The sequence below is a fragment of the Enterobacter sp. MGH119 genome (genome assembly GCF_001037675.1).
In the GTDB taxonomy this organism is placed as follows: Bacteria; Pseudomonadota; Gammaproteobacteria; order Enterobacterales; family Enterobacteriaceae; genus Enterobacter; species Enterobacter hormaechei_C.
Genome location: NZ_KQ089930.1, coordinates 526,224 through 547,985, shown reverse-complemented (window position 1 = coordinate 547,985; position 21,762 = coordinate 526,224). Strand labels below are relative to the sequence as shown.

21 protein-coding genes are annotated in these 21,762 nt (G+C 56.1%); 6 read left to right on the top strand and 15 right to left on the bottom strand.

All coding sequences use genetic code 11. The features are described from left to right. Positions 1 to 13 precede the first annotated feature (13 nt). The 3 genes from pflB to SK53_RS13980 all read left to right on the top strand — a co-directional run bounded on the left by pflB (position 14) and on the right by SK53_RS13980 (position 5,239). Positions 14 to 2,308 (top strand): formate C-acetyltransferase, encoded by a 2,295-nt coding sequence (gene pflB, locus SK53_RS13990; protein ID WP_048209647.1) that lies wholly within the window; start codon positions 14 to 16, stop codon positions 2,306 to 2,308. 274 nt (positions 2,309 to 2,582) lie between these two features. Next, the gene (locus SK53_RS13985; RefSeq protein WP_032607965.1) at positions 2,583 to 3,914 is read left to right on the top strand and encodes an SLC5/6 family protein; all 1,332 of its coding nucleotides are present in this window, start codon (positions 2,583 to 2,585) and stop codon (positions 3,912 to 3,914) included. Positions 3,915 to 3,934: 20 nt separating this feature from the next. After that, complete coding sequence (locus SK53_RS13980) at positions 3,935 to 5,239, top strand: L-cysteine desulfidase family protein (protein WP_022651889.1); 1,305 nt, start codon at positions 3,935 to 3,937, stop codon at positions 5,237 to 5,239. Positions 5,240 to 5,318: 79 nt separating this feature from the next. On the opposite strand, the gene SK53_RS13975 is transcribed toward SK53_RS13980, so the two are convergent. Continuing rightward, a complete protein-coding gene (locus SK53_RS13975; RefSeq protein WP_003862658.1) occupies positions 5,319 to 6,020 on the bottom strand; it encodes a pirin family protein in 702 nt (233 codons plus the stop codon). Positions 6,021 to 6,124: 104 nt separating this feature from the next. Here SK53_RS13975 and yhaJ point away from each other — a divergent pair, with 104 nt between their 5' ends. Next, positions 6,125 to 7,027 carry a DNA-binding transcriptional regulator YhaJ gene (yhaJ, locus tag SK53_RS13970; protein WP_003862655.1) on the top strand — a complete coding sequence of 301 codons (903 nt, stop codon included), beginning with the start codon at positions 6,125 to 6,127 and terminating at the stop codon, positions 7,025 to 7,027. A 38-nt stretch (positions 7,028 to 7,065) separates the two neighbouring features. On the opposite strand, the gene SK53_RS13965 is transcribed toward yhaJ, so the two are convergent. The 11 genes from SK53_RS13965 to SK53_RS13915 form a co-directional block, all read right to left on the bottom strand. After that, positions 7,066 to 7,431 carry a DUF805 domain-containing protein gene (locus SK53_RS13965; protein ID WP_000384149.1) on the bottom strand — a complete coding sequence of 122 codons (366 nt, stop codon included), beginning with the start codon at positions 7,429 to 7,431 and terminating at the stop codon, positions 7,066 to 7,068. A 106-nt stretch (positions 7,432 to 7,537) separates the two neighbouring features. Continuing rightward, positions 7,538 to 8,524: a glutathione S-transferase family protein gene (locus SK53_RS13960; protein ID WP_003862653.1), complete on the bottom strand. Its 987-nt coding sequence runs from the start codon at positions 8,522 to 8,524 to the stop codon at positions 7,538 to 7,540. A gap of 72 nt (positions 8,525 to 8,596) precedes the next feature. Then, positions 8,597 to 8,989: a DoxX family protein gene (locus SK53_RS13955; RefSeq protein WP_003862651.1), complete on the bottom strand. Its 393-nt coding sequence runs from the start codon at positions 8,987 to 8,989 to the stop codon at positions 8,597 to 8,599. A 253-nt stretch (positions 8,990 to 9,242) separates the two neighbouring features. Further along, the gene (locus tag SK53_RS13950; protein ID WP_003862649.1) at positions 9,243 to 9,539 is read right to left on the bottom strand and encodes a YqjK-like family protein; all 297 of its coding nucleotides are present in this window, start codon (positions 9,537 to 9,539) and stop codon (positions 9,243 to 9,245) included. After that, the gene (locus tag SK53_RS13945; protein WP_003862647.1) at positions 9,536 to 9,934 is read right to left on the bottom strand and encodes a phage holin family protein; all 399 of its coding nucleotides are present in this window, start codon (positions 9,932 to 9,934) and stop codon (positions 9,536 to 9,538) included. Before SK53_RS13945 ends, SK53_RS13950 begins: the two co-directional genes overlap by 4 nt. 2 nt (positions 9,935 to 9,936) lie before the next feature. Next, positions 9,937 to 10,242, bottom strand: coding sequence for an ElaB/YgaM/YqjD family protein (locus SK53_RS13940; RefSeq protein ID WP_003862645.1), 306 nt, complete (start codon positions 10,240 to 10,242; stop codon positions 9,937 to 9,939). Positions 10,243 to 10,271: 29 nt separating this feature from the next. Beyond that, positions 10,272 to 10,640 (bottom strand): DUF1090 domain-containing protein, encoded by a 369-nt coding sequence (locus SK53_RS13935; RefSeq protein ID WP_003862642.1) that lies wholly within the window; start codon positions 10,638 to 10,640, stop codon positions 10,272 to 10,274. Positions 10,641 to 10,783: 143 nt separating this feature from the next. Continuing rightward, entirely contained in the window at positions 10,784 to 11,167 is a 384-nt protein-coding gene (gene mzrA / locus SK53_RS13930; protein ID WP_003862640.1) for an EnvZ/OmpR regulon moderator MzrA, read from the bottom strand. 2 nt (positions 11,168 to 11,169) lie between these two features. After that, positions 11,170 to 11,832 (bottom strand): DedA family general envelope maintenance protein YqjA, encoded by a 663-nt coding sequence (gene yqjA / locus SK53_RS13925; protein WP_003862638.1) that lies wholly within the window; start codon positions 11,830 to 11,832, stop codon positions 11,170 to 11,172. Positions 11,833 to 12,174: 342 nt separating this feature from the next. Next, positions 12,175 to 12,951, bottom strand: a complete 777-nt coding sequence (gene exuR, locus SK53_RS13920) for a transcriptional regulator ExuR (RefSeq protein ID WP_003862635.1) — start codon at positions 12,949 to 12,951, stop codon at positions 12,175 to 12,177. 197 nt (positions 12,952 to 13,148) lie between these two features. Then, positions 13,149 to 14,447: an MFS transporter gene (locus SK53_RS13915; RefSeq protein WP_003862634.1), complete on the bottom strand. Its 1,299-nt coding sequence runs from the start codon at positions 14,445 to 14,447 to the stop codon at positions 13,149 to 13,151. A 475-nt stretch (positions 14,448 to 14,922) separates the two neighbouring features. Here SK53_RS13915 and uxaC point away from each other — a divergent pair, with 475 nt between their 5' ends. Further along, positions 14,923 to 16,335, top strand: coding sequence for a glucuronate isomerase (gene uxaC, locus SK53_RS13910; RefSeq protein ID WP_048209643.1), 1,413 nt, complete (start codon positions 14,923 to 14,925; stop codon positions 16,333 to 16,335). A 17-nt stretch (positions 16,336 to 16,352) separates the two neighbouring features. After that, the gene (locus SK53_RS13905; RefSeq protein WP_003862630.1) at positions 16,353 to 17,840 is read left to right on the top strand and encodes a UxaA family hydrolase; all 1,488 of its coding nucleotides are present in this window, start codon (positions 16,353 to 16,355) and stop codon (positions 17,838 to 17,840) included. Between the two features lie 138 nt (positions 17,841 to 17,978). On the opposite strand, the gene sstT is transcribed toward SK53_RS13905, so the two are convergent. From sstT to SK53_RS13890, 3 genes are all read right to left on the bottom strand, one after another. Then, positions 17,979 to 19,220: a serine/threonine transporter SstT gene (gene sstT / locus SK53_RS13900; protein ID WP_003862628.1), complete on the bottom strand. Its 1,242-nt coding sequence runs from the start codon at positions 19,218 to 19,220 to the stop codon at positions 17,979 to 17,981. Between the two features lie 274 nt (positions 19,221 to 19,494). Beyond that, positions 19,495 to 20,460, bottom strand: a complete 966-nt coding sequence (locus SK53_RS13895) for a TerC family protein (protein ID WP_003862625.1) — start codon at positions 20,458 to 20,460, stop codon at positions 19,495 to 19,497. A gap of 251 nt (positions 20,461 to 20,711) precedes the next feature. Next, entirely contained in the window at positions 20,712 to 21,710 is a 999-nt protein-coding gene (locus tag SK53_RS13890) for a Gfo/Idh/MocA family protein (RefSeq protein ID WP_003862623.1), read from the bottom strand. Positions 21,711 to 21,762: the final 52 nt, after the last annotated feature.

Genomic DNA, 21,762 nt, shown 5'->3' with positions numbered 1-21,762 from the left:
AAGCGAGAATCTGATGAAAGTAACAATCGATACGGGCGTCGTGCCCTACAGCGACGCATGGGCCGGGTTTCGCGGTGAAGAATGGAAAAACGCCGTCAACGTCCGCGATTTTATTCAGCATAACTACACCCCTTATGAGGGCGATGAAGCTTTCCTCGCGCAGGCGACGCCAGCAACGACGGCGCTGTGGCAGAAGGTGATGGTCGGCATTCGTCAGGAGAATGCCACCCACGCTCCGGTGGATTTCGACACCAACATCGCCACTACCATTACCGCGCACGGGCCGGGCTATATTGATCAGGAGCTGGAGACGATCGTCGGCCTGCAAACCGACAAGCCGCTCAAGCGCGCCCTGCATCCGTACGGCGGGATCAACATGATCCGCAGCTCGTTCGAAGCCTACGGTCGCGAGATGGATCCGCAGTTTGAATATCTCTTTACCGACCTGCGCAAAACCCACAACCAGGGCGTGTTTGACGTTTACTCCCCGGAGATGATGCGCTGCCGCAAATCGGGGGTGCTGACCGGTCTGCCGGACGGCTACGGGCGCGGACGCATCATCGGCGACTACCGCCGCGTGGCGCTGTACGGCATCAGCTATCTGGTGCGCGAGCGTGAACTTCAGTTCGCCGATCTCCAGGGGAAACTGGAGCGCGGCGAAGATCTGGAGGCGACGATCCGCCTGCGCGAAGAGCTGGCGGAGCACAAGCGCGCGCTGCTGCAGATCCAGCAGATGGCGGCGAACTATGGGTTTGATATATCACGTCCGGCGATGAACGCCCAGGAAGCGGTGCAGTGGCTCTATTTTGCCTACCTGGCGGCGGTGAAATCCCAGAACGGCGGAGCCATGTCGCTGGGGCGCACGGCCTCGTTCCTCGATATCTACATCGAACGCGACATGCAGGCTGGGCGGCTGAATGAGGTGCAGGCCCAGGAGCTGATCGACCACTTCATCATGAAGATCCGCATGGTGCGCTTCCTGCGCACGCCGGAGTTCGACACGCTCTTCTCCGGCGATCCGATCTGGGCCACGGAAGTGATTGGCGGCATGGGGCTGGACGGGCGCGCGCTGGTGACTAAAAACAGCTTCCGCTACCTGCATACCCTGCACACCATGGGGCCTGCGCCGGAGCCAAACCTGACGATCCTCTGGTCCGAAAAACTGCCGATCGCGTTCAAGAAATACGCCGCACAGGTGTCGATCGTCACCTCCTCGCTGCAATACGAGAACGACGATCTGATGCGCACCGACTTCAACAGCGACGACTACGCCATTGCCTGCTGCGTCAGCCCGATGGTGATCGGCAAGCAGATGCAGTTCTTCGGCGCACGCGCCAACCTGGCGAAAACGCTGCTGTACGCAATCAACGGCGGGGTGGATGAGAAGCTGAAGATCCAGGTCGGTCCGAAAACCGAGCCGCTGCTGGATGAGGTACTGGATTACGACACCGTAATGGCGAGCCTCGATCACTTCATGGACTGGCTGGCGGTACAGTACATCAGCGCGCTGAATCTCATTCACTATATGCATGATAAATACAGCTACGAAGCCTCGCTGATGGCGCTGCACGACCGGGACGTCTACCGCACCATGGCCTGCGGCATTGCCGGGCTGTCGGTGGCGGCGGATTCCCTGTCGGCCATCAAATACGCCACGGTAAAACCGGTACGCGACCACACTGGTCTGGCGGTCGATTTCATCATCGAAGGCGACTATCCGCAGTACGGCAACAACGAGGATCGTGTGGACAGTATCGCCTGCGATCTGGTTGAGCGCTTTATGAAGAAAATCCAGGCGCTGCCGACGTACCGCAACGCGGTACCGACGCAGTCGATCCTGACCATCACCTCCAACGTGGTTTACGGCCAGAAGACCGGGAACACGCCGGACGGACGACGCGGCGGCACGCCGTTTGCGCCTGGCGCCAACCCGATGCACGGGCGCGACAGAAAAGGGGCGGTGGCGTCGTTAACCTCGGTCGCCAAGCTGCCGTTCACCTATGCCAAAGACGGGATTTCCTACACCTTCTCCATCGTGCCGCAGGCACTGGGCAAGGACGAGCCGGTGCGCAAAACCAACCTTGTCGGGCTGCTGGACGGATACTTCCACCACGAAGCGACCATTGAGGGCGGTCAGCACCTGAACGTCAACGTGATGAACAGGGAGATGCTGCTGGATGCCATCGCCCATCCGGAGAATTATCCGAACCTGACGATCCGCGTTTCAGGCTATGCGGTGCGGTTTAATGCTCTGACGCGCGAGCAGCAGCAGGATGTGATTTCGAGGACGTTTACGCAGGCGATGTAATGCAGGCTCCATCTTCAGCCTCCTCTAATGAGGAGGCTTTTAATTTTGTGAACTCGGTCGATTTTAGAAAACTCACTCTCTTTTCTGCTGTTCAGAAGTAATATTTTCCTCGCGCCTTATGAAGTCCCTATAAAACTTGTGACTTTTTTCTCCCGCTCTCCGGATATGATCTCCCCATATCAATAACTCACACCTGCACCCTCTGACTCGCAATCGCTGGCGATCGGAACCTTATAAAAACAACCAGTTACCCTACAAAATAAGCGAGTGCCCAATGAATATGGCAACAAACAGCAGTGTGATTGTGAGTGATTCCCCTGCGGCAAGGCGGGCGGGAATGAGCGAAAGCGAATGGCGAGAGGCGATCAAATTTGACAGCACCGATACGGGCTGGGTCATCATGAGTATCGGGATGGCTATCGGCGCGGGCATCGTTTTTCTTCCGGTGCAGGTCGGGTTAATGGGGCTGTGGGTGTTTTTACTCTCGTCGATAATTGGTTATCCGGCTATGTACCTGTTCCAGCGCCTGTTTATTAATACGCTGGCGGAATCACCGGAATGCAAAGATTACCCGAGCGTCATTAGCGGTTATTTAGGTAAAAACTGGGGCATCTTATTGGGTGCGCTTTATTTCGTGATGCTGGTGATCTGGATGTTTGTCTATTCCACGGCTATCACCAACGACAGCGCCTCCTATTTGCACACCTTCGGCGTAACCGACGGTTTGCTGTCGGAAAATCCGTTCTATGGCTTATTCCTGATCTGCATTCTGGTCGCTATCTCGTCGCGCGGTGAAAAACTGCTGTTTAAAGTCTCCAGCCTGATGGTGCTGACCAAATTATTTGTAGTGGCGGCGCTGGGTCTTTCGATGATTGGCCTCTGGCATTTAGCCAACGTCGGTATGCTGCCGCCGATGGGGCTGCTGATTAAAAACGCCATTATTACGCTGCCTTTCACCTTAACCTCCATTCTGTTTATTCAGACTTTAAGCCCGATGGTGATTTCCTATCGTTCACGGGAAAAATCCGTAGCGGTGGCGCGTCATAAAGCGCTGCGGGCAATGAATATCGCCTTTGGCGTGCTGTTTGTGACGGTCTTTTTCTACGCGGTCTCCTTCACGCTGGCGATGGGGCACGACGAGGCGGTAAAAGCCTACGAGCAGAATATTTCCGCCCTGGCAATCGCAGCACAGTTCATCAGCGGTGACGGTGCGGGCTGGGTCAAAATCGTCAGCGTGATCCTCAACATTTTCGCCGTGATGACCGCGTTCTTTGGCGTCTATCTCGGCTTTCGTGAGGCGACGCAGGGCATCGTGATGAACATCCTGCGCCGCAAAATGCCGGCGGAAAAAATCAATGAAAATGCCGTCCAGCGCGGAATTATGCTGTTCGCCATCCTGCTGGCCTGGAGCGCGATTGTATTAAACGCGCCGGTGCTGAGCTTCACCTCCATCTGTAGCCCTATTTTCGGGATGGTGGGCTGCTTAATTCCGGCGTGGCTGGTCTACAAAGTGCCCGCACTTCATAAATATAAAGGCGTATCGCTGGTAATTATCGTAATTACCGGGCTGCTGCTTTGTGTTTCTCCTTTCCTCGCCTTCTCATGAGGTTAAATAAGGTCGTAACGATGTCTGAGCAAATTAATCCTTTATGGAACCATTTTATTCGCGCCGTGCAGGAAGAGGTAAAGCCTGCGCTGGGCTGTACCGAACCCGTCTCGCTGGCGCTGGCGTGTGCGATGGCTGCCGGACAGCTTTCCGGTGAGGTAACGCGTATCGAGGCGTGGGTATCGCCGAACCTGATGAAAAACGGGCTTGGCGTAACGGTGCCCGGCACCGGTATGGTCGGTTTACCCATCGCGGCCGCGCTGGGGGCGACAGGCGGTAATGCACACGCCGGGCTGGAGGTGTTGAAAGACGCGTCGGCAGAGGCGCTAACGCGCGCCAAAGCACTGCTGAACGCGGGTCTGGTGCAGGTAAAATTGCAGGAGCCGTGCGATGAGATCCTTTATTCACGCGCCTGCGTTTACGCCGGTGAATCCTCGGCGATGGTGACCATCGCTGGCGGGCATACTCGCGTGGTGGAGGTAGTTTGTCAGGGCGAAACGTGCTTCAGGCTTGACGATCGTCAGAGCCAGAACAACGACGATCCGCTGGCGGTACTCTCGACCACCACGCTGTCACAGATCCTTGAGTTTGTGGAGCAGGTGCCGTTCGACGCGATCCGCTTTATCCTCGATGCGGGGCGGCTGAACGATGCGCTCTCCCGCGAAGGTTTGCGTGGCAACTGGGGGCTGCATATTGGCGCGACGCTCAATAAACAGCGCGCACGCGGCTGGATGGCGCAGGATCTGGGTTCAGACATTATTATCCGCACCAGCGCAGCCTCGGATGCCCGCATGGGAGGCGCGACGCTGCCAGCGATGAGCAACTCGGGTTCCGGGAATCAGGGCATCACCGCCACCATGCCGGTAGTGGTGGTGGCTGAGCACGTTCAGGCTGATGACGAACGGCTGGCGCGGGCGCTGATGCTCTCGCATTTGTCGGCTATCTATATCCATTACCAGCTTCCGCGCTTGTCCGCGTTGTGCGCGGCGACAACCGCCGGAATGGGGGCAGCGGCGGGGATGGCGTGGCTGATGGGCGGATCTTACCAGACCATTGCCATGGCGATCGGCAGTATGATCGGCGACGTGAGCGGGATGATCTGCGATGGGGCTTCTAACAGCTGTGCAATGAAGGTCTCGACCAGCGTCACCAGCGCCTGGAAAGCCGTGATGATGGCGCTGGATGATACTGCCGTGACGGGTAACGAGGGGATTGTGGCGCACGACGTGGAACAGTCGATCTCTAACCTGTGCGCCCTGGCGTGCCGCTCAATGCAGGCGACGGACCGGCAGATCATTGAGATTATGGCGAGTAAGGTGTTGTGATCTAATCCAATCCGTTACCCCTCACCCTAACCCTCTTCCATAGGGAGAGGGAACCGATCGAGCGAGGGGCGTGTTGATCTTAAACCGGCAAATCAATCAACAGCGCGCGCAGCGGCGTATCGGCAACCAGAGTGATATTCGCTTCGTCACGAATAAACGCCCCGTCACCGCAGGTGAGCGCTTCTTTCTCTTCCGTATGCGTGACCGCATGCACCGTTCCGTGAATGGACTGCAAATAGGCTCGCGGGCCATGAAGCTGGAAGCTCGCCTGTTCACCTTTTTTCAGTTCGATATGGTGCAGCCACACCTGCTGGCGTAACTGCAAGCTGCCTTTGCTGCCGTCTGGCGAGGCAATCAGCTGCTGTTGATCGCCCTTCAGATCGATCTTTTGCACCAGCGGATTTTCCCGCTCCGGACAGGCATCCAGCCACAGCTGCATGCGGGTCAGCGTTTTATCTTTGCTGAGGTTATGCTCGCTGTAGCTAATACCTGGCTGCGTGGAAATTAACAGCGCCTCGCCAGCCTTCGCCTGGACATGATTGCCCTCGCTATCGCGGTATTCTGCCTCGCCTTCCAGGATCAGGTTCAGGATATCGACTTTCGGGTACGTGCGCGGCTGGAAGGACGCGCCCGGGGCGAGCACTTCCTGATTCAATACACGCAGTGAAGCGTAACCGAGGAGTTTAGGGTCAAAGTAGTGTCCAAAGGAAAAGGTGTAGCGGGCCTGCAACCAACCGAAATCGGCTTGTCCGCACTGTTTCGCTGTTCTTGTCGTAATCATAAACTTGACCTCTCTTTACACTAAATCAATGGTAAAGGTATGGACGCTGCATTGTTAGCCAGATATTCTGCCTGGTATGTTCAAATTTCCTGAATGAGAACGAGATGGCTAAAGAGAGAGCATTGACGCTTGAGGCGCTTCGCGTCATGGACGCGATTGACAGGCGCGGCAGTTTTGCCGCGGCGGCAGATGAACTGGGGCGCGTTCCGTCTGCGCTGAGCTACACCATGCAAAAGCTGGAAGAGGAGCTGGATGTTGTGCTCTTCGATCGCTCCGGTCATCGAACAAAATTCACCAACGTTGGGCGGATGCTGCTGGAGCGCGGCCGCGTATTGCTGGAAGCGGCGGATAAGCTGACGACCGATGCCGAAGCGCTGGCCCGCGGCTGGGAAACCCATCTGACGTTAGTGACCGAAGCGCTGGTGCCCACCGAAGCGCTGTTTCCGCTGGTGGACAGACTGGCCGCGAAAGCCAATACCCAGCTGTCGATCATCACCGAGGTGCTGGCCGGGGCATGGGAGCGTCTTGAGACGGGCAGGGCGGATATCGTGATTGCGCCAGACATGCATTTCCGCTCATCGTCAGAAATCAATTCGCGCAAGCTCTACAGCGTGATGAACGTCTACGTCGCCGCGCCGGATCACCCTATCCATCAGGAGCCGGAGCCGCTCTCTGAGGTCACGCGCGTGAAATACCGCGGCGTGGCGGTCGCGGATACCGCCCGAGAGCGCCCGGTGTTAACGGTACAGTTGCTGGATAAACAGCCGCGACTGACGGTAACGTCGCTGGAAGATAAGCGTCAGGCGCTCCTGGCGGGGCTGGGCGTGGCGACTATGCCGTACCCGTTTGTCGAAAAGGACATTGCAGAAGGGCGGCTGCGCGTCGTCAGCCCGGAATACACCAGCGAAGTGGATATTATTATGGCGTGGCGTCGCGATAGCATGGGCGAAGCCAAATCGTGGTGTTTGCGTGAAATTCCCAAGCTCTTTGCCCACCACAACAAATAAGCGTAGGCCCGGTAAGCGTAAGCGCCACCGGGCAGAATTTACGCGCTTGCCTTAGGATCCGGACCAAAGCGGTTTTCGCCCGGCGTTCCGCTCTGACAGTTGAAAATCAAAATCACGATCCAGCCGATAAGCGGGATCAACAGCAACAGCAGCCACCACGCCGAACGATCGGTGTCGTGGAGACGACGAAACAGTACGGCCCATGAAGGCAGCAGAACTAACACACCATAAATGGTGGTGAGAATGCCTTCACCCCCCTCGCGTTCCCAGCCGAGGATCTTGTCCACAATGCCCAGCACCATAATCAGGACGAAGTTCACCAGAACGAACATCCAGTACTCTTTACGGCGGGCACGGCCACCAAAACCAAAATAGTTGCGCAGTACCTTTAAATACCAGTCCATTTTTCCTTGCCTCTTAATCAGTCAATCACTTGTTTTCTAAGCGATCGAGGTAAGGATAGATGTATGCTGTGAATTAAAAAAGGGAATCAATTGATTCCCTAAATAATTATCCGAAACGCACGTCGCGCCCGTGCGGTTCATCCAGGTCCTGCCACGGGCCAATGGAGATAATGCCCGTTGGGTTGATGGTCTTATGACTGCGGAAATAATGGGTGCGAATATGGTCAAAATTGACCGTCTCCGCAATCCCCGGCATCTGATAGATGTCGCGCAGGAAACCGTGCAGGTTCAGATAATCGCTGATGCGATGCTTGTCGCACTTGAAGTGGGTGACATACACCGGATCGAAGCGGATCAGCGTCGTCCACAGGCGGATGTCTGCTTCGGTGAGGCGATCGCCCGTTAAATAACGATGCTGGCCGAGGATCTGCTCCAGGCGCTCCAGGGATCCAAACACGTTGCCGACCGCTTCGTCGTACGCTTCCTGACTGGTGGCAAAGCCCGCTTTATAGACGCCGTTGTTGACGTTGTCGTAGATCCAGCCGTTCAGCTCGTCAATTTTCTCGCGCAGCTCAACCGGGTAGTAATCCCCGGCGCGGGCGCCGTGCGCGTCAAACGCGGTATTGAACATGCGAATGATTTCAGCGGATTCATTGCTGACGATCGTCTGGTTTTTCTTGTCCCACAGCACCGGCACCGTTACGCGTCCGGTGTAGTGCGGATCGGCGCGCAGATAGAGCTGATACAGGAAATCGTGATGATAAAGCTCATCACCCGTCGCGGCAGGGAAGTCACTGTCGAACGTCCAGCCGTTTTCCAGCATCAGCGGGTTGACCACCGAAACCGGAATTAACGATTCGAGGCCTTTAAGCTTGCGCACAATCAGCGTGCGGTGCGCCCACGGACAGGCGAGAGAAACGTACAGATGATAACGATCTTTCTCCGCCGCGAAGCCGCCTTCGCCGCTCGGGCCGGGTGCGCCGTCGGCGGTCAGCCAGTTACGGAAGGCCGAAACAGAGCGCTTAAAGCGTCCACCGGTGGATTTGGTGTCATACCAGACATCCTGCCAGACGCCGTCTACGAGTTGTCCCATTTTTTTCTCCTCCGTCAGATAGCAAAAGCGAGGAGATGTCTCCTCGCTTTGAATGTAATCAGTATAGCGTGCTTACCACTTCTTATTCAGAAGACGGTCGATGCTGTAGGCGCCCGGGCCCGTGATAGCCAGCAGCAGGAAGCCACCCGCGATGGTCAGGTTTTTCATGAACATCAGGGAGTTCACGCCTTCCGCAAAGTTGCTGTGGAAGATGAACGCGGTCAGCAGGGTAAAGCCTGCGGTGAACAGCGCCGTGGTGCGTGTCAGGAAACCGAACAGCACTGCCAGGCCGCCGCCGAACTCAAGCAGAATGGTCAGTGGCAGCAGGAACCCCGGCACGCCCATCGCTTCCATATACTGCTGAGTGCCCGCATAGCCGGTAATTTTGCCCCAGCCTGCGGTGATGAACAGAATTGGCATCAGAATACGCGCTACCAGTACACCAACATCTTCTAATTTTTTCATTTTACTCTCCAGGGAACCACATCAGCGGCTAAACGTTATTTGCGTGCAAATTCGGGTAGATACCGCGTCTTTGCTGTCGATGGAGAGGAGTGTAAACGGGGCGGATGGCAATTGTTAGCAAGGAAAACTGTTAATCTTCTTCAAAGATATTGAGTAAGGGAGCGTGCGGGCTGGTGCCCTCACCCCATCCCTCTCCCACAGGGAGAGGGGGCAAAAACAAAAAACGGTAACCAGGGTTACCGTTTTGCTTTTTTCACCGCAACTGCTGCTGTCGCAGCGTGGTTTTCACCAGACGCCAGGCGCTCCAGGCGCCAAAGCCGCGACGTGCCCAGCGGATCAGCATGTTAGGATGCCGAACCGACCAGATCGCCATCACGCTGCTGCCGACCAGCGCCCATGAACGCAGGCTCAGGACCGTGTTCCAGCCGCGGTCAAACCGATGCGTGGCTTCAACCCAGTCGCGACGGCTGGCAGAAAGATCCAGTCGCTGCTGCTGGATTTGGCTCAACAGATACGCTTTCCGCTTTTGACGTTCGGCTTTGTCGCTCACGACTTATCATCCTCCAGCAGGGCGCGGTCGTTGGCCAGCTCCTGGCGCGTATGACGCAGGAAGGTCGACGTGCGCGCTTTATGCAGGGTCCAGATACCGCCTATCAGCGCCGCCACCAGCAGAACCACGGTAGTCGCAATCATCGCGTTCAGACGATACTGTGGATCGATAGCCCAGATGATTAACACCATCAGGCTCATCAGACCAAACGCGGCAAAGAGCATCGTAAGCCCAAGCATGAGCAGCATCTGGAAGAGGTTGGCTTTCTCCTCTTCCAGCTCCACTACCGCAAGCCGGACGCGCGTTTCGGCAATCCCGACCAGCGTCGTAAGAATACGCTGGCCAATGCCGAGGACGTTTTTAGCAGGCCCTTGTGCGTGACGTGGATCTTCCATAATCAACGACGCGTCAGCAGGACACCCAGCACCACACCCACTGCGGCGCCAATACCCACACCCGTCCATGGATTATCACGTACATATTCGTCTGCGCGCGCAGCCGCTTCGCGGGTCTGTTTCGCCAGCGCATCACCGGTTTCGCCCAGACGGTAACGGCTCTCTTTCAGTGCCTGCTCCGCTTTGCTGCGCAGTTTGCTGACTTCTTCTTTCGATTTATCGGCAGAAGAGTTCAGCACCTCTTCCAGGGTGTCCGCCAGGGATTTCAGTTCAGCGCGCAGATTTTCTGAAGTTGTATCTTTTGACATGATTCTCTCCTGTTGAGATTTCCGTTAACTCAATAATCGCGAGCTTCCAGCGCTTTCAGTTCGTCCTGCGCCTCTTGCAACTTCCTCTCGCGCTTGGCAATTTTTTCCGCATCACCTTTCTCTTTCGCTTCTTGCAGGTCTTGACGGCGCTCGGCTATCTCGTCCTTCTGTTCAGCGATTTTTTCCTGATGATCGGCACGCAGCTTGCTGTCCGTACAGTTGTCTTTCACTTCGCGCAACGCTTTTTTCAGTCCGTCGATCCGGTGCTGATTGTTATGCTTTTCGGCATAACTGATTTCGCGTTGGATATCCTGTTCTTTCTCCTGACAAAGAGACATAGCGAAGGAAGCTGTGCTTAAAGAAAAAAGGGCCAGAGCCAGGGTGATGCGGTATTTCATTATAGAAACCTTCCATTGTGTTACGGCGTAAGCCGTGTTCCAGAACTAAGCGGAGAACATCTGAGGGGTGCTCCGCGTACTTAAGCATAGTAAGTAAACGGGAGTTTCACCAAAGTAGGTGAAAATATTCGGAATATTAGTCGTTAACCAAATCGATGCGACGTGTCGCGTAACCGTGACATCCAGGAGGCGACGTGGCTGTCATCATCCTGTTGCGCAATGATGTAACCCTGCGGCAGCGTGCGGTCCAGCACGGCTTTCGCCGCGGCGCTTTGCGCACTGGAGTCAAATTTTATCAGCAGCACATCGTCTTGCGGCGTGATGCTCTTAAAGCGAATCCCGTTTGCGTCGAGATGATGCCAGATGGAAAAACCATCCGGCACGCTGGTTCCCTGGCTCACAGGACGGATAGCCAGCGTCGACTCCTGATGCTGTAGCGCAGACCACAGCAGGATAAGAGCGCTGAACATCATCAGCGCGACGATGGCGTAAGAGAAGCGGCGCAGCGCGAGCGGGGAGATAACCATCGTTAACCCCTGGCCCCGTATTTCTTCTTCCACAGTACGACCAGGGACCCGACCAGGCCAAACACCAGCAGAACGACGGGCAGCAGCATCAGGCAAGACATCAGTTGGTCTTCGTATTTCATAAAGACCGGCGTTTTACCCAGCGCGTAGCCGAGCGTGGTCAGGATCAGCACCCACAGCAAGCCGCTCATCCAGTTAAAGAACTGGAAGCGCGTGCTGCTCAGGCCGGACAGGCCCGCAATGGTGGGCAGTAGGGTGCGTACGAATGCGATAAAGCGGCCAATCAGCAAGGCGGAAAGCCCATGCTTATGGAAAAGGTGGTGCGCTCGCTGGTGGTAATGGGCCGGAAGGTGCGAAAGCCAGTTCTGAACGATTCGCGTGTTACCCAGCCATCGCCCCTGAATGTAACTCACCCAGCAGCCCAGGCTGGCGGCAATGGTTAAAAGCAGGACCGTTTGCGGGAAAGCCATCGCCCCTTTTGCACAAAGCACCCCGACCAGCACCAGCAGGCTGTCGCCCGGTAAAAAGGCAGCAGGCAGCAGACCGTTCTCAAGGAACAGGATCATAAATAATACAAAGTAGAGCATGCCAATCATGGACGGGTTGGCCAGCGTTTCGAAATCCTGAGCCCAGAGGGCGTTCAGTAGTTGGGTCAAAAGTTCCATTCAGTGTTCCTGGAAATCGGTTAACGTCACGCCTGTAATTCGGGAAATACAGCACGGCGACATTGTTATGATTTCATTATGGTCGCTCGCGGACACATTGATGTGTGGCCAACACTGTTCCCTGTTAATTGGCTGGTTAGCAAGCACTAACTTACAAAATAACGAAGTGAATCCAATTGTAACAAAGCCCGACGTTCTGCGTCACAGAATTTGAGGGGAAACACGATTTTGGCGTAAGCCACGGAGGGGAGCGAGAAATTTTACAAAGGCTGACACTATAGAGGTTTTCTTACCCTGTCTGGCCGGAAGGCGCGGCGGTGCGCCTGCCAGCAGTTCGGGGCGTTATTTTGCGAGATTGGTCGCGGTATCGAGGTGAACGACCGGATTATCGGCAAAAAGATAGCGGTCAGCGTTAAATTCAAAGTCATCACTTGTTTCATTAAACAGCATCTGTTTGGTGTTCTCCAGATGCTGCCACATTGCCAGTTTCGCCGCATGCGGATCTTTACGAATCAGGGCCTTAAGAATCTGGTCGTGATCGTCACACCAGTTATCTACCGTGCGGGAATCAATGTGATCGTGCAATTTCTTCCAGTACGGGTTGTGAACGCGCTGAGTCCACATTTTTTCAACGATTGCCGCCAGCGCCGTGTTCTGAGTCGCAAGGGCGACCTGGACGTGGAATTGCAGGTCCCATTCAGAATCGCGGAAACATTTTTCTTTACGCGCGTGATCCTGGATTTCCATCAGCTTCATGATGTCCTGCTTGGTCACCTGCGTCGCAGCAAATTCCGCAATGTTGCTTTCAATCAGCTGGCGAGCCTGGAGAAGCTCAAACGGACCGTAGCTGGCAAATTCCAGACTTTCGTCCGGTGTGGGGGAGTGTTTCGCCTGGCTGGAAATCACATGAATGCCGGAACCTTTGCGTACCTCAACATACCCTTCCACTTCCAGCATGATGATGGCTTCGCGGACCACCGTGCGGCTGACGCTTTTTTCATCCGCAATGAAACGCTCAGCGGGAAGTTTATCACCGACAAGATAGACCCCTTGCTCGATGCGATCTTTCAGCTCGGCGGCAAGTTGTTGATATAAACGACGTGATTCGGTGATTTCCATATGCGCTCCAGGCAGGGTACGGCGAATGATTTGTTATACCACTTTTGCGTGCCAGTCTCCAGATTTCGCCATCAAAAAAGCCGCCCGGAGGCGGCTTTTGCGTCGTTCTTGCCGGGTGGCGCTACGCTTACCCGACCTACTATTTTATTGGATTTTGTAGGCCGGGTAAGGCGGAGCCGCCACCCGGCACAACAACGCTAACTCTGCGTCGCCGGTCCCCCGAGGGACTCTTTCGCAAGTTCATCTGCGGATTTGCTTTTCAGCACCGTCCAGATAACCACCGCACCCAACAGGTCGAAGACAGCCAGTACCGCGAACAGTGGGCTGAAACCAATCGTATCCGCCAGCGCGCCGACCACCAGCGCAAACAGGGTACTTGCGGTCCAGGCGGCCATCCCGGTCAGGCCGTTGGCGGTGGCGACTTCGTTACGACCAAACACGTCGGACGAGAGCGTAATCAGCGCACCGGACAGAGACTGGTGAGCAAAGCCCCCGATACACAGCAGGGCGATAGCCACGTAAGGGCTGGTGAACAGGCCGATCATACCCGGGCCGATCATCAGCAGAGCGCCCATGGTGACCACCATCTTACGGGACACAATCAGGTTCACGCCAAACCAGCGCTGGAACAGCGGTGGCAGGTAGCCGCCGACGATACAGCCCAGGTCTGCAAACAGCATTGGCATCCAGGCGAACATCGCGATCTCTTTCAGGTTAAAGCCGTAAACTTTAAACATGAATAGTGGGATCCAGGCGTTAAACGTACCCCAGGCCGGTTCTGCCAGGAAGCGTGGCAGGGCGATACCCCAGAACTGACGGGTGCCCAGGATCTGCCAGACGGACATCTTTTTGCCGTTGTCGGTCTGATGCTGGGATTCCTGACCATTAATAATGTAGTCACGTTCTTCGTCAGACAGCTTTTTCTGGTCGCGCGGGTGTTTATAGAAAATCAGCCACGCCATGGCCCAGGCAAAGCTCAGCACACCGGAGATGATGAACGCCATCTGCCAGCTGTGCATCACAATCGCCCACACCACCAGTGGCGGAGCAATCATCGCCCCGATGGAGGAGCCCACGTTGAAGTAACCGACAGCGATAGAACGCTCTTTTGCCGGGAACCATTCAGAGCTGGCTTTCAGACCCGCGGGGATCATCGCCGCTTCGGCAGCACCTACCGCACCACGCGCCAGCGCCAGTCCGCCCCAGCTGCCGGCCAGCGCGGTCGCCCCACAGAAGACGGCCCAGGCTACAGCGAAGAAGGCATAACCAATTTTTGTACCCAGAATATCAAGAACATAACCTGCAACAGGCTGCATTACGGTGTAAGCGGCAGAGTAAGCCGCAATGATGTAAGAGTATTGCTGCGTGGAGATATGTAACTCTTCCATCAACGTTGGCGCCGCTGCTGCCACGGTGTTACGTGTCAGGTAGCCCAGCACGGTGCCGAGCGTCACCAGTGCGATCATGTACCAACGTAACCCTTTAATTTTACGCATGTAAAACCTCATCGTTATGTTATTTCCGTGTCGGGACACGGCAACAACTCAACCGTTGCCGGGAGCTGTTCTGTAACGGGAGGGGCGTAACCGGGAACCTGTCCCGGAACGGCCCGAACCTTGCCATTAGTAATCGTGCTAAGTCGGCTTCCGTACCGTTAAATCCGATGTATCAAACACCGGTAATGCATTCCGTCGGCTTATAGTTTGCGACGGCGAAAAGATAACTTGTCATACAACTTTAAAAGGTGAGTGACATCACAAAAGTGTGAATCTTTGTAGGGACATTATGCGGCACGCGCAAAGCCAGAACTGGCGCGGTCTGGGAGAGGGTTTACCCCTGTGAGGGTAATTTATTTGTCGACGTTTATTGATCTAACTCACGAAAAAAACGTCGGACTCTGGAAATTGGTGTGATAACTTTGCAGCATCTGAACATAAGCTTTCTGACGCTCCCGTAATGAGGAAGACGATAATGACACCGTTTATGACCGACGATTTTCTGTTAGATACCGAATTTGCTCGCCGCCTGTACCACGACTACGCAAAAGACCAGCCGATTTTCGACTACCACTGCCATTTACCGCCGCAGCAGGTTGCCGAAAATTACCGTTTCAAAAACCTGTATGATATCTGGCTGAAGGGTGACCACTATAAGTGGCGCGCAATGCGCACCAACGGCGTGGCCGAGCGCCTGTGTACCGGCGACGCGACCGATCGCGAGAAGTTTGACGCCTGGGCCGCTACTGTTCCCCACACCATCGGTAACCCGTTATACCACTGGACGCACCTCGAACTGCGTCGTCCATTTGGTATCACCGGCAAGCTGCTCTCTCCCGCCACGGCGGATGAAATCTGGGATCAGTGCAACGACCTGCTGGCGCAGGATAGCTTCTCGGCGCGCGGCATCATGAAGCAGATGAACGTGAAGATGGTGGGCACCACCGACGATCCGGTCGACACTCTGGAGCACCACGCGGTTGTCGCGAAGGACAGCACGTTTGACATCAAAGTGCTGCCAAGCTGGCGCCCGGATAAAGCCTTCAACATCGAGCTGCCGACCTTTAACGACTACATGGCGAAGCTGGCGGAAGTGTCTGACACCGATATCCGTCGCTTTGGCGATCTGCAAACCGCGCTGACCAAACGTCTGGATCACTTTGCCGCACACGGCTGTAAAGTGTCTGACCACGCGCTGGACGTAGTGCTGTTCGCGGAATCCAGCGAAGCTGAGCTGGACAGCATTCTGGCGCGTCGTCTCTCCGGCGAAGCCCTGAGTGAGCACGAAGTGGCGCAGTTTAAAACGGCGGTACTGGTATTCCTCGGTGCGGAATATGCCCGCCGCGGCTGGGTTCAGCAGTATCACATCGGCGCGCTGCGTAATAACAACCAGCGTCAGTTCAAACTGCTGGGCGCGGACGTGGGCTTTGACTCCATCAACGACCGTCCGATGGCGGAAGAGCTGTCAAAACTGCTGAGCAAACAGAACGAGCAAAACCTGCTGCCAAAAACCATCCTTTACTGCCTGAACCCACGCGATAACGAAGTGCTGGGCACCATGATCGGCAACTTCCAGGGCGAAGGGATGCCGGGCAAGATGCAGTTCGGTTCCGGCTGGTGGTTTAACGATCAGAAAGACGGCATGGAGCGTCAGATGACGCAGCTGGCGCAGCTCGGCCTGTTGAGCCGCTTCGTTGGCATGCTGACCGACAGCCGCAGTTTCCTCTCCTATACCCGCCATGAATATTTCCGCCGCATTCTGTGCCAGATGATTGGCCGCTGGGTGCACGCGGGCGAAGCGCCAGCGGATATCCAGCTGCTGGGCGACATGGTGAGAAACATCTGCTTTAACAATGCGCGTGACTACTTCGCCATTGAACTGAACTAAGGCCGTTTGAGGTTGATATGCAATACATCAAAATCCATTCGCTGGATAACGTTGCCGTCGCGCTGGCCGATTTAGCCGAAGGGACGGAAGTGACCTTCGACAACCAGTCGGTGACGTTACGCCAGGCCATTGGACGTGGACATAAGTTTGCCCTGATCCCCATCGCGAAAGGGGAGAACGTGGTGAAGTACGGTTTGCCCATCGGTCATGCGCTGGCGGATATTGCGCCGGGTGAATACATTCATTCCCACAATACCCGCACCAATCTCAGCGATCTGGACGAGTACAGCTATCAACCTGACTTCCAGGCAGAAGAAGGACAGGCGGCCGATCGTGAGGTGCAGATCTACCGCCGCGCCAGCGGCGAGGTGGGGATCCGCAATGAACTGTGGATCCTCCCGACCGTCGGCTGCGTGAACGGGATCGCGCGTCAAATTCAGACGCGTTTCCTGAAAGAGACTAACAATGCTGAAGGCACCGACGGCGTGCATCTGTTCAGCCACACCTATGGTTGTTCCCAGCTGGGCGACGACCACATCAATACCCGCACCATGCTGCAAAATATGGTGCGCCACCCGAACGCGGGGGCGGTGCTGGTGATTGGCCTCGGCTGTGAAAACAATCAGGTTGACGCCTTCCGCGATACGCTGGGCGAGTTCGATCCTGAGCGCGTGCACTTTATGGTGTGTCAGCACCAGGACGACGAAGTGGAAGCGGGCGTTGAACAACTGCACCAGCTGTACGAGGTGATGCGTCACGACAAGCGCGAGCCGGGCAAGCTGAGCGAACTGAAGTTTGGCCTGGAGTGCGGCGGGTCTGACGGGCTTTCCGGCATTACCGCTAACCCGATGCTGGGCCGCTTCTCGGATTACGTGATTGCCAACGGCGGCACCACGGTGCTGACCGAAGTGCCGGAGATGTTCGGCGCAGAGCGCATTCTGATGAGCCACTGTCGCGACGAAGAGACGTTTGAGAAGACCGTCACCATGGTGAACGACTTCAAACAGTACTTCATTGCCCACAATCAGCCGATTTACGAGAACCCGTCGCCGGGGAACAAGGCGGGCGGAATCACCACGCTGGAGGAGAAATCCCTCGGCTGCACCCAGAAAGCGGGGGCCAGCCAGGTGGTGGACGTTCTGCGCTACGGCGAACGCCTGAAAACCCACGGCCTGAACCTGCTGAGCGCACCGGGTAACGATGCGGTCGCCACCAGCGCGCTGGCGGGGGCGGGCTGCCATATGGTGCTGTTCAGTACCGGCCGCGGTACGCCGTACGGCGGGTTTGTGCCGACGGTTAAAATTGCCACCAACAGCGAGCTGGCGGCAAAGAAAAAGCACTGGATCGATTTCGACGCAGGGCAGCTGATCCACGGCAAAGCGATGCCGCAGCTGCTGAGCGAGTTCGTGGACGCTATCGCAGAGTTCGCCAGCGGCAGGCAGACCTGTAACGAGAAGAACGACTTCCGCGAGCTGGCGATTTTTAAGAGTGGTGTGACGCTGTAAGCTGGGTGCGGGCTGGTGCCCTCACCCCAACCCTCCCCACAGGGAGAGGGTGCAAACACTAAAAACGGCAACACATGTTGCCGTTTTGCATTTACCTTGTAGGCCCGGTAAGGCGTAGCCGCCACCGGGCTTTTCTTTTTAACTGCGCAGGGCGTTCTTCGCTAAACGCGCATCTTCCGCCTGACAGGCTGCGGCGGTAAACAGCACGTCGGTAGAGGAGTTCAGCGCAGTCTCGCAGGAATCCTGCAATACGCCGATAATGAAGCCGACCGCGACAACCTGCATGGCAATCTCGTTCGGGATACCGAACATGTTACAGGCCAGCGGGATCAGCAGCAGCGATCCGCCCGCCACGCCGGATGCGCCACAGGCACACAGTGATGCAACGACGCTCAGCAGCAGCGCGGTTGGCAGATCCACCGGAATACCCAGCGTATGCACCGCCGCCAGCGTCAGCACGGTGATGGTGATCGCCGCACCCGCCATGTTCACGGTCGCACCCAGCGGGATCGACACGGAATAGGTATCGCGATCCAGGTTCAGCTTCTCCGCCAGCGCCATGTTGACCGGAATGTTCGCCGCCGAGCTGCGGGTAAAGAAGGCATACACGCCGCTCTCGCGCAGGCAAGTCAGCACCAGCGGATACGGGTTGCGGCGGATCTGCCAGAACACCAGCAGCGGGTTGATCACCAGCGCCACCAGCAGCATACAGCCGACCAGGACGACCAGCAGCTGCGCGTAGCCCCACAGTGCGTCGAAACCGGTAGTGGCCAGCGTCGAAGAAACCAGACCAAAGATACCGACTGGTGCAAAGCGAATCACCAGCTTCACCATGAAAGTCACGGCATTGGACAAATCGTTGACCAGGTTTTTCGTGGTCTCGTTGCCATGACGCAGCGCGAAGCCCAGACCAATCGCCCAGACCAGGATGCCAATGTAGTTTCCGCTCATCAGTGCGGTGATGGGGTTAGAGACCATGCTCATCAGCAGGCCGCGAAGGACTTCCACAATCCCGGACGGCGGGGTGATATCACCGGCCGCGCTGGTCAGGTGCAGCGTAGACGGGAACAGGAAGCTAAACACAACGGCCGTTAAGGCAGCAGAGAAGGTTCCCAGCAGATACAGGAACAGAATAGGGCGAATGTTGGTTTTTTGTCCGTGCTGGTGGTTGGCAATCGACGCCATCACCAGCATCAGCACCAGTACCGGGGCGACGGCCTTCAGGGCGCCCACAAACAGCGTCCCGAGCAGTCCCGTGGCCTCCGCGGCAGGTTTCGACACCATGGCCAGCAGAATACCCAGTACCAACCCGACCAGAATTTGTTTTACAAGACTGCCCTGCGCCAGGCGCGCGAACAGACCGCGTGATTGTGTGCTCATACGTTATTCCTGAGTGAAATTGCGTTCCATCCTGGATGTGCTCTAAGTCACATTTATTTCCGGATGTAAGTAAATGTTTGCCTGGTCGAGTATAGGGAATACGTGAAAGGAGGGAAGCGTAAAATGCTGGATTTTACGTGTTGCGTCATGTTTTTTAACTATTGGTTAACGAAAGCGCCGGGTAGCGCTACGCTTACCCGGCCTGCATTGCATTTCCCCCTCTCCCTGTGGGAGAGGGTTGGGGTGAGGGCATCAGCCCGCACCGAACGTTGCACTAAACCTGCTGCTTCTTATCGTGCTGGCGGTTAACCCAGGTATTGATAATCAGCGTCACCAGCAGAATGCCAAACACCACGCCGAGCGAAATGGCGATCGGGATATGGTAGAAATCGACGATCAGCATCTTGATACCGATAAACACCAGAATCACCGACAGGCCGTACTTCAGCATTGAGAAGCGCTCTGCCGCGCCTGCCAGCAGGAAGTACATCGCACGCAGGCCGAGGATGGCGAACAGATTCGAGGTCAGAACGATGAACGGGTCGGTGGTAACTGCGAAGATAGCCGGGATACTGTCCACCGCGAAAATCACGTCGCTCAGCTCGACCAGAATCAGCACCAGCAGCAGCGGGGTGGCGAACAGCAGGCCGTTCTTACGCACGAAGAAATGCTCGCTCTCGATCTTGTCCGTCATGCGCAGATGACCCCGGAACCACTTCACCAACGGCTTATCACCGATACCGGTATCGTCTTCTTTCGCCAGCGCCATTTTGACCCCGGTGAACAGCAGGAACGCACCAAATACATACAACAGCCATTCGAACTGGGTAATCAGCCAGCTACCGGCGAAGATCATGATGGTACGCAGGACAATAGCGCCCAGAACGCCGTACACCAGCACGCGGCGTTGCAGAGCCGCAGGCACGGCAAAGTAACTGAACAGCATCAGCCAGACGAAGACGTTATCAACCGCCAGTGCTTTTTCAATCAGATAGCCGGTGAGGAAGGCGAGTGCCTGAGGATCGGCCACCGCGCGGCCTTCGGTTGAGGCCAGATACCACCAGAAGGCGGCGCAGAAAAGAAGTGAGAGGGTAACCCATACCAGCGACCAGACGGCGGCTTGCTTGACGCTCATGCCGTGTTCGCCGCGACGACCCTGCAAAAAGAGGTCGATCGCCAGCATGATGAGCACGACAACCGCGAATCCGCCCCACAGCATTGGAGTGCCGACAGAATGCATACTATTTTCCTTACACATAAAAAACAAAAACGGCTATGGTCAGAAGACGATAGCCGTTAGCTTTTTATGCATAGACCTCGCCTTCCGGCAAGGTCTCACTTACAACCTCGAAGGTTGCCCGGCGACCGGATGCGGTTTTGCACGCATCGTAATGACGATCCACCGGCGAAGAAGTTACTCCCCTTTGCAGGTAACAAATTATGTCAGACCATCGGTTTCGTCAATGGTCTGCACGATTTCATTACACAGCTTTACGCGACGGCTTCCACATTCACGCCGTCTGCGGGGAAAATCACGCCAGTCTGTCGGCGGATCTCCGTTTGCAGCTTCGCCGTGGTGCGGCTGATTGCCAGCCCCGGGTGGTTCACTTCGTTGTCTTCTACCAGACGGGCGAAGACCTCTGCCTCATAGAGCATAGTGTTAATATGCTGAGGCTGCGTCAGCTCCTGCGCTTTGCCGCCGCGGGGAACGATGCTTAGCTTCTGGCATTCGGAGATTTTTTCGATCACCAGCGAGCCGTCTTCGCCCTGAATTTCGCTTGGCAGTACGGAGTCACTGACCTTCGAGTGCTGCAACGTCACGCTGAAATCACCGTAGTCCAGCACCACAACGCCATGTGCATCCACGCCGCTCTCCAGCAGGCTGGCGGTGGCCGTTACGCCGTGCGGTTCACCCCACAGGGCGACCGCAGAGGCCAGGCAGTAAAAACCGATATCCATAATCGAGCCATTCGAGAAGGCCGGGTTAAAGGTGTTCGGGTTTTCGCCGTCCAGGTAGCGCTGGTAGCGCGAGGAATACTGGCAGTAGTTGATAAAGGCTTTACGCACTTTGCCAATTTTCGGCAGGGACTGCTGCAACAGCAGGAAGTTCGGCAGGCTGGCGGTTTTGAACGCTTCAAACAGCACCACCTGGTTTTCGCGGGCAAGCGCAATGGCGGCTTCCACTTCCTCAATATTCGAGGCCAGCGGCTTCTCGCAAATCACGTGTTTTTTGTGGCTGAGGAACAGCTTCGTTTGCGGGAAATGCAGAGAATTCGGGCTGGCAATATAGACCGCGTCAATGGCGTCGCTTTGCGCCATCTCATCGAGCGAGGTGAACAGATGTTCAACCAGGTAGTCATTCGCAAAACTCTGCGCCTGCTCAAGGCTGCGGGAATAGACTGCGGTGAGCTTATATTTGCCGGTTTCGTGGGCGGCGTCGACGAACTGGCGCGTGATCCAGTTCGTACCGATGACTGCGAAACGTATCATAAACGTTTACGTACTCCGTAGCAGGGAACTTAAAACCACTGTAGCACGTCAT

Excerpts from the sequence above, each read along its gene's own strand:
- SK53_RS13980 (WP_022651889.1), top strand. The coding sequence starts at position 3,935 with ATGTCTGAGCAAATTAATCCTTTATGGAACCATTTTATTCGCGCCGTG.
- mzrA (WP_003862640.1), bottom strand. The coding sequence starts at position 11,167 with ATGGTTATCTCCCCGCTCGCGCTGCGCCGCTTCTCTTACGCCATCGTC.
- yqjA (WP_003862638.1), bottom strand. The coding sequence starts at position 11,832 with ATGGAACTTTTGACCCAACTACTGAACGCCCTCTGGGCTCAGGATTTC.
- SK53_RS13895 (WP_003862625.1), bottom strand. The coding sequence starts at position 20,460 with ATGCATTCTGTCGGCACTCCAATGCTGTGGGGCGGATTCGCGGTTGTC.
- pflB (WP_048209647.1), top strand. The coding sequence starts at position 14 with ATGAAAGTAACAATCGATACGGGCGTCGTGCCCTACAGCGACGCATGG.
- SK53_RS13975 (WP_003862658.1), bottom strand. The coding sequence starts at position 6,020 with ATGATTACGACAAGAACAGCGAAACAGTGCGGACAAGCCGATTTCGGT.
- SK53_RS13960 (WP_003862653.1), bottom strand. The coding sequence starts at position 8,524 with ATGGGACAACTCGTAGACGGCGTCTGGCAGGATGTCTGGTATGACACC.
- SK53_RS13940 (WP_003862645.1), bottom strand. The coding sequence starts at position 10,242 with ATGTCAAAAGATACAACTTCAGAAAATCTGCGCGCTGAACTGAAATCC.
- SK53_RS13955 (WP_003862651.1), bottom strand. The coding sequence starts at position 8,989 with ATGAAAAAATTAGAAGATGTTGGTGTACTGGTAGCGCGTATTCTGATG.
- sstT (WP_003862628.1), bottom strand. The coding sequence starts at position 19,220 with ATGAGCACACAATCACGCGGTCTGTTCGCGCGCCTGGCGCAGGGCAGT.
- SK53_RS13935 (WP_003862642.1), bottom strand. The coding sequence starts at position 10,640 with ATGAAATACCGCATCACCCTGGCTCTGGCCCTTTTTTCTTTAAGCACA.
- exuR (WP_003862635.1), bottom strand. The coding sequence starts at position 12,951 with ATGGAAATCACCGAATCACGTCGTTTATATCAACAACTTGCCGCCGAG.
- SK53_RS13915 (WP_003862634.1), bottom strand. The coding sequence starts at position 14,447 with ATGCGTAAAATTAAAGGGTTACGTTGGTACATGATCGCACTGGTGACG.
- SK53_RS13965 (WP_000384149.1), bottom strand. The coding sequence starts at position 7,431 with ATGGACTGGTATTTAAAGGTACTGCGCAACTATTTTGGTTTTGGTGGC.
- SK53_RS13890 (WP_003862623.1), bottom strand. The coding sequence starts at position 21,710 with ATGATACGTTTCGCAGTCATCGGTACGAACTGGATCACGCGCCAGTTC.
- yhaJ (WP_003862655.1), top strand. The coding sequence starts at position 6,125 with ATGGCTAAAGAGAGAGCATTGACGCTTGAGGCGCTTCGCGTCATGGAC.
- SK53_RS13945 (WP_003862647.1), bottom strand. The coding sequence starts at position 9,934 with ATGGAAGATCCACGTCACGCACAAGGGCCTGCTAAAAACGTCCTCGGC.
- SK53_RS13905 (WP_003862630.1), top strand. The coding sequence starts at position 16,353 with ATGCAATACATCAAAATCCATTCGCTGGATAACGTTGCCGTCGCGCTG.
- uxaC (WP_048209643.1), top strand. The coding sequence starts at position 14,923 with ATGACACCGTTTATGACCGACGATTTTCTGTTAGATACCGAATTTGCT.
- SK53_RS13985 (WP_032607965.1), top strand. The coding sequence starts at position 2,583 with ATGAATATGGCAACAAACAGCAGTGTGATTGTGAGTGATTCCCCTGCG.